This window comes from Phytoactinopolyspora endophytica (genome assembly GCF_004138495.1).
In the GTDB taxonomy this organism is placed as follows: Bacteria; Actinomycetota; Actinomycetes; order Jiangellales; family Jiangellaceae; genus Phytoactinopolyspora; species Phytoactinopolyspora endophytica.
The window spans coordinates 136,546-143,139 of the sequence record NZ_ML142866.1 but is presented as its reverse complement, the minus strand read 5'-3'; the positions used below and the strand labels follow the sequence as shown (position 1 = coordinate 143,139).

The following is a 6,594-nucleotide window of genomic DNA, read 5'->3' as shown; positions in this document are numbered from 1 at the left end:
AAACTCGACTGGCAATCGATGAACGGCAAGGTGCCGGTCGGCGTGGCGGAACTGGCGAATGCGGCCATGCGGCCGTGTGTGGCGTTGGCGGGAGCCGTTCAAGTGGGCAGCCGCGAGCTCCGGGCCAACGGGATCGAGGCGGCGTACTCCCTGGTCGACATGGTGGGGGAGGAAGAGGCGTTCGCACAGCCGGCGCAGAGCCTGGCCGGCGTCGCGGAACGTGTCGCCAGGACGTGGGGCAGACGTGGATGAATCACTCTGTCAACCTGACCGAGCTCTGACGACACCCGTCACCGTCGCACGATATGGGAACAGGGCGAACAGGTCCTACACTTGCACTGTCGGTCCGGAATGACATCGGGACCGCGTACGTTGGAAGCTAGTGACGCAGTCCGCTATTCGTCAGGAGAACAACGATGACGGTTCAGGAACAGACCGCTACCGGCGTAGTGCTTACTGAAGGGGCCGCCGGCAAGGTCAAGGCTCTGCTCGACCAGGAGGGCCGGGACGACCTCCAGCTGCGCATCGCTGTTCAGCCGGGTGGCTGTTCGGGCCTGCGCTATCAGCTCTTTTTCGACGAGCGTTCGCTGGACGGTGACACCGTGCACGACTTCGGCGGCGTGAACGTGGTCGTCGACCGGATGAGCGCGCCGTACCTCGGCGGCGCCACCATCGACTTCGTGGACACGATCGAGAAGCAGGGGTTCACCATCGACAACCCCAACGCCGGTGGTTCCTGCGCCTGCGGCGACTCGTTCCACTGACAACTCGCGCGGTCAGCGGATACGCCGGACCAGGTACGACGGGGCGGAAGCCTCGGCCTCACCTGGGCCGGCGTATTCCTGTCCGCGCATCCGGCACCATGCCGGGATGTCCGTCGCCGCGGCTGGGTCGTCGGCGATGATCCGCACCAGGCCGCCGATCGGAGCATCGCCGATCCGCTTGGCCAGTTCGATGACCGGCAGCGGGCACAGCTGCCCGCGACAGTCGAGCTCCAGTTCAATCACGTCGCACCTCCTTTACGAATGGAGCCTGGGGCCGGTAATCCGGGGGAAGGATCTCCCGGGGTTAACGCCCCACGTCGGTGGTGGTCCGGGGGAAGGATCACCCGGCATGGGGTTGTGTGGTGTGTGCCGGGCTCGGCTGGTCTGTGGCCCGGTTGGGCTTGAGCCGGGAGATTCCTTCCCCCGGACCACCACCTCCCGGACCACGGCCGACCAGTCCAGTCGCTCACATCCCCGCCTCGGATCGGAGCCTGGTCACCACGTCGGGCACGACGTCGAGGAAGCGATCCACGTCGTCCGCCGTCACATCGCGTGAGAGCGAGACGCGGACGTTGCCGTGTGTGAGCACGCCCATCGCTTCCAGTACATGGCTGGGGCGTAGCGTGCTGGCGGTACACGACGATCCGCTGTTGACCGCGAACCCGGCTCGGTCGAGCTCGGTCACCAGTGCCTCGCCGTTGACATAGAGGCACGAGAACGTCACCAGGTGAGGCAGCCGCTGCACCGGGTGGCCCACGACTTCGACGTCGGGGATGCGCTTCGGGATCTCGTGGCGGATTCTCTCCACAAGCTTCCAGTGCCGCTGGGCGAGTTCGTCCGACTCCTCGACGCGTGCACGCAGAGCGGCAGCGGCCGCCAAAACCCCGGGCAGGTTCTCGAAGCCCGGCACCCGTCCGCCCTCCCGCTCGTCTTCGGGCAGCGGGGACCGCCACCGGGTAGGGCGTCGCACGGCGAGCACCCCCACCCCGGGCGGCCCGCCCCACTTATGGGCGCTGGCGGTCAGCACCGACCAGCCGGCGGGTATCGGGCGGCGGCCGACCGTCTGGGCGGCGTCGACCAGCAGCGGAACCCCGTGCTCCTGGCACGGCTGCGTGACCTTCTCGACCGGCTGCACGGTGCCGACCTCGTGGTTCGCCGTCTGCAGGCACGCGAGCGCGGTCTCGGGCCGCAACGCCGCCGCGAACTCGCCGGCGTCCACCCGTCCATGCCGGTCGACGTCGACGAGCTGGACCGGCGGGCCCGCGGAGGCGGCAGATGTGGCGGGCGACGAGGTGCTCGCGTCGTAGGCGGCCGTATGCAGGACAGATGAGTGCTCCACGGCCGATGCGACGATACCGCGGTGAGTTCGTTCCCGGGCCCGCAGCGCGCCGAGCATGCCGAGCTGCACGGCCTGGGTGCCGGAGGATGTGAAGGAGATCTCATCCGGCCTCGATCCCAGAACGGCGGCGACGATCTCGCGCGCATTGTCGAGCAGCATGCGGGCCCGGCGCGCTGCTCCGTACAGCCTGGCCGGGTCGGCCCAGCCGTCGTCGATCGCAGCCAGCCAGACCTCACGCGCCGCTGGGTGCAGGGCTTCGGTCGAGGCGGCGTCGAAATGGCCGGATCCGACGCGGGGGTCGGCCTGATCAGAGAAGGACTCCACGACACGTACCGTAATAGGCCGACCTCGTCGCTGGCCGCCGAGTGCGAACCGCTAGGGTGGGCTGCGACAAGAGAAGCTTGCCTTGGGTGCAGTGCGCGCTGCGAGACGTTGTCGGTCCCGGCTCGGCGCTGCTTCACAAGTGAGTGCAAAGCATGGAAGGGCGCCTCGTGGGTCAGGATAGGTCGGCTCGCCCGGTGCGTCGCAGGGTTAAGGCTGCGTCCGCTGCGGTGGGCACAGTGTTGGCGCTGAGCGGCTGCGCTGCGGACGCTGATAACCAAGGGCAGCGTTTCGGTCTCCCCGAAGGGGTGACCGAGGAAGCGCCGCTGATCGGTGACCTCTGGGTCGGCTCGTGGGTGGCCGCGTTCGCGGTGGGCATCCTGGTCTGGGGGTTGATCCTCTGGGCCATGGTGGCGTACCGCAAGCGCAATGACGAGCTGCCCAAGCAGACTCGATTCAACGTGCCGATCGAATTCCTCTACACGGTCACGCCGTTGATCGTCATCGGTGTGCTGTTCTACTTCACCGTGCAGCATCAGGACGACATCCTCGACGAATCCGAACCGCCGGATCTGACGGTGGGCGTCATCGGCCAGCAGTGGTCGTGGACCTTCAACTACGCCGACGAGGACGTCTACGAGGTCGGCACCACCACGGACACTCCCACGCTGTACCTTCCGGTGGACCAGACGGTCCGGTTCGAGCTCGACTCGCCCGACGTGATCCACTCCTTCTGGGTACCCCAGTTCTACATGAAGATGGACGTCGTGCCGGGCCGGACCAACAGCTTCCAGGTGACGCCCAACGAGGAAGGCACCTTCGCCGGCAAGTGCGCGGAGCTGTGCGGTGCGTATCACGCGAGAATGCTGTTCAACGTCGAAGTGGTCTCTGAACAGGAGTATGCCGCCCGTATGCAGGAGTTGCGTGACGAAGGCCAGACGGGCCAGATCGACGCCCCGATCCGCGGCGCCTACGCGGAGAGGCCGGCTGGCGAAGGCGGGAGCGAAGAGTGACCACATACCTCGAACGTACGGCCGCCACGACGGAGGCCCCTCTGCCGGTGACGACGCCGCGGCTGAAAGGTAGCGTGGCCGTCCGCTGGATGACGTCGACCGACCACAAGGTGATCGGGTACATGTACCTGATCGCGTCGTTCGGGTTCTTCCTCGCCGGCGGAGTCATGGCCCTCCTGATCCGTGCCGAGCTCTTCTCGCCCGGACGGCAGGTGGTGAGCGATGGCGTCTACAACCAGCTGTTCACCATGCACGGCACCATCATGCTGCTGCTGTTCGCGACTCCATTGTTCATCGGATTCGGTAACATCATCGTTCCGCTGCAGATCGGTGCGCCCGACGTCGCGTTCCCGAGGCTGAACATGTTCAGCTTCTATCTGTTCGTCTTCGGCGGGCTCATCGTGATGGCGGGCTTCATCACGCCCGGTGGTGCGGCTGACTTCGGCTGGTTCGCCTATACACCGCTCTCCAATGACGTCTATACGCCACACGTCGGTGGGGATCTATGGGTGGCAGGCCTGGCGATGAGCGGGTTCGGCACCATCTTCGGTGCTGTGAACTTCGTGACGACGATCGTCTGTATGCGCGCTCCTGGCATGACCATGTTCCGGATGCCGATATTCACCTGGAACATCCTGGTCACGGCCATCTTGGTGCTGATCGCCTTCCCGCTGTTGGCCGCCGCGCTGTTCGCGCTGTTCGCCGATCGCAACCTCGGGACGCACATCTTCGACCCGTCGGCAGGTGGTGCGATCCTCTGGCAACACCTCTTCTGGTTCTTCGGTCATCCCGAGGTCTACATCATCGCGTTGCCGTTCTTCGGGATCATCACTGAGGTCATCCCGGTCTTCAGCCGCAAGCCGATCTTCGGCTACAAAGGCCTGGTGCTGGCGACGCTGTCGATCGCCATGCTTTCGGTGGCGGTCTGGGCACACCACATGTACGTGACCGGGGCGGTCAACCTGCCGTTCTTCGCGGCAATGACGATGCTGATCGCCGTTCCCACCGGACTGAAGTTCTTCGCCTGGATCGGGACGATGTGGCGAGGCTCGGTCACATTCGAGACTCCGATGATGTTCGCGCTCGGTTTCATGGTGACGTTCCTCTTCGGCGGGCTCACCGGCGTGATCCTGTCGTCGCCGCCGCTGGACTTCCATGTCTCGGACTCCTACTTCGTGGTAGCGCACTTCCACTACGTCGTCTTCGGCACTGTGGTGTTCGCGATGTTCTCCGGTTTTTACTTCTGGTGGCCGAAGTTCACGGGTCGGATGCTGGACGAGCGGCTTGGAAAGCTCCACTTCTGGTCGCTGTTCATCGGCTTCCACGGCACATTCCTGGTCCAGCACTGGCTCGGCGTCGACGGGATGCCGCGCCGTTACGTGGACTATGAGCCTGAGGACGGTTTCGAGCTGCTCAACCAGATCTCTACCGTGGGATCATTCGTGCTCGCCGTGTCGACCTTGCCGTTCCTGTGGAACGTGTGGAAGTCGCGGCTGCAGCCGAAGGTCGCGGTCGATGACCCATGGGGATACGGGGCATCACTGGAATGGGCGACGTCCTGCCCGCCACCTCGGCACAACTTCACGTCGCTGCCGCGGATCCGCAGTGAGCGTCCGGCATTCGACCTGAAGTTCCCGGAAGCGGCCGCACAGTCTCAGGTCAAACCCACCGACGGCGGGGCGCTGGTGCAAGTTCTCGGCCCGGCGGACGTCGACCAGGTGGATGAGGACGGCCGTACAGACGACGATAAGAAAGGGGAGGGGGAGCAGTGAAGGTTGAAGCGCTTGTCTTCGGGGTCGTCGCGGTCTTCCTCGCGATCGTCACACCCATCTACTGGTTCGCCTCGGGGGATCCGACGGGCACTACTGCGTTGACGGTGACGTTCGGGCTGGGCGCGATGATCGCCTTCTACTTCATGTTGCTCGTCCGTCGTCTCGGCCCGCGTCCGGAGGACCGCCATGACGGCGAGATCGAAGAGCTGGCCGGGGAGTACGGGTTCTTCAGCCCGCACTCGTGGTGGCCGCTGATGGGCGGCCTGGCGGCGACGGTGGTGTTTCTAGGCCTGGTCTTCGCCTGGTTCATCTTCATCATCGGCGTGGCGCTGGCTGCTATCGCGGTCCTCGGATGGGTCTTCGAGTACTACCGAGGCGAATACTCCCACTGAGGCTTGCGTTGACACGAACAGGGGTCGGAGAGTTTCTCCGGCCCCTGTTCTGTATACGCGATACGCGCGCGCGTCGAGCGCTGGAGAGTTGTCATGTATATCGCTGGAGCTTGTTGACCTGCTATAGCGTGGCGAGCATTCCAGCTGTCGCGAGATAGTCTTCCACCGTCGAGCCCGAGGCTGTCGAACGCGGCTGTAGGCCTGCGTGTGGTGCTACGTAGGGTCGGTGCTGTGAAGCCACGCTCGTACAGTCTCAAGTCGATGTGGTTCGTCGACGCGCCGCTGGGCAGCTGCTGGGCATTTCTGACAGAGCCAGGCCAGGGATGGCTCGACTGGTGGCCCAGGCTGCGCTCGATCGAGGTGGATCGGACGGAGGATCTCGTCGGGAGCGAGTCCCAGTGCCTGTGGCGCAGTCCCATCGGTTACCAGCTCCGCACCGACCTCCGTCTCGTTGACGTGATCCCGGAGAAGCAGGTGACGCTGTCCGTGCGCGGGGACGTGATCGGGAGTGCGACTGTCGAGTTCGCCGACGCGGCACCCTACGGCGCTGGTACAGGCGGTCAGGTGCGCAGCCGGAACGCGGATCCCAGCCGGAACGCGGATCCCAGCGGGACGGTGCCACTGGGAACGAACATCGAGGTGGCGCTGGAGGTTGTGGCGGCACGCCGGTGGATGCGGCTGACGACGCCTCTGCTGTGGCCGCTGTTCGTGCTCGGCCACCGTGTTGTCATGCGGGGAGGGGAGCAGGGGCTCAACGCGATTCTGGGCGCGAACCGGCGTCGCTGAACGGATTCCACGGCGTTCGGCCCGATCCCAGCGGGCGAGTTCACAAAACCTCATCTGCGTGCACCACCACGTACGCACGACGGCCGCGCCCCGGGGAGATCCGGGACGCGGCCGTCGCGTCGACTCGTTCTATGCTGCTGCGGCGTCGAGCCAGGCCCTGCAGGCGAGGTCTCAGGCGCCGGCCAACAGGCTCCTGTCGACGTGGAA

8 protein-coding genes are annotated in these 6,594 nt (G+C 65.5%); 6 read left to right on the top strand and 2 right to left on the bottom strand.

Annotated elements, in window-relative coordinates:
* Positions 1 to 252, top strand: a 252-nt coding sequence (locus tag ELR45_RS39290; RefSeq protein ID WP_205857379.1) for a glycerate kinase, incomplete at its 5' end; no start/stop codon positions are given.
* Positions 253 to 416: 164 nt separating this feature from the next.
* Entirely contained in the window at positions 417 to 764 is a 348-nt protein-coding gene (locus ELR45_RS27575; protein WP_129669181.1) for a HesB/IscA family protein, read from the top strand.
* 12 nt (positions 765 to 776) lie between these two features.
* Here the strand turns inward: ELR45_RS27575 and ELR45_RS27570 are convergent, their stop codons facing one another.
* Together ELR45_RS27570 and ELR45_RS27565 are read right to left on the bottom strand one after the other, a co-directional pair.
* Entirely contained in the window at positions 777 to 1,007 is a 231-nt protein-coding gene (locus ELR45_RS27570) for a sulfurtransferase TusA family protein (protein WP_129669180.1), read from the bottom strand.
* Positions 1,008 to 1,230: 223 nt separating this feature from the next.
* The gene (locus ELR45_RS27565) at positions 1,231 to 2,427 is read right to left on the bottom strand and encodes a cysteine desulfurase family protein (protein WP_205857378.1); all 1,197 of its coding nucleotides are present in this window, start codon (positions 2,425 to 2,427) and stop codon (positions 1,231 to 1,233) included.
* Between the two features lie 152 nt (positions 2,428 to 2,579).
* Here ELR45_RS27565 and ctaC point away from each other — a divergent pair, with 152 nt between their 5' ends.
* From ctaC to ELR45_RS27545, 4 genes are all read left to right on the top strand, one after another.
* Positions 2,580 to 3,437, top strand: a complete 858-nt coding sequence (gene ctaC, locus ELR45_RS27560) for an aa3-type cytochrome oxidase subunit II (RefSeq protein ID WP_129669178.1) — start codon at positions 2,580 to 2,582, stop codon at positions 3,435 to 3,437.
* Positions 3,434 to 5,209: an aa3-type cytochrome oxidase subunit I gene (gene ctaD / locus ELR45_RS27555; RefSeq protein ID WP_240760193.1), complete on the top strand. Its 1,776-nt coding sequence runs from the start codon at positions 3,434 to 3,436 to the stop codon at positions 5,207 to 5,209. The genes ctaC and ctaD overlap by 4 nt, the downstream gene beginning before the upstream one ends.
* Entirely contained in the window at positions 5,206 to 5,601 is a 396-nt protein-coding gene (locus ELR45_RS27550) for a cytochrome c oxidase subunit 4 (RefSeq protein ID WP_129669177.1), read from the top strand. Before ctaD ends, ELR45_RS27550 begins: the two co-directional genes overlap by 4 nt.
* Positions 5,602 to 5,832: 231 nt before the next feature.
* Positions 5,833 to 6,387 carry an SRPBCC family protein gene (locus ELR45_RS27545; protein ID WP_129669176.1) on the top strand — a complete coding sequence of 185 codons (555 nt, stop codon included), beginning with the start codon at positions 5,833 to 5,835 and terminating at the stop codon, positions 6,385 to 6,387.
* Positions 6,388 to 6,594 lie beyond the last annotated feature (207 nt).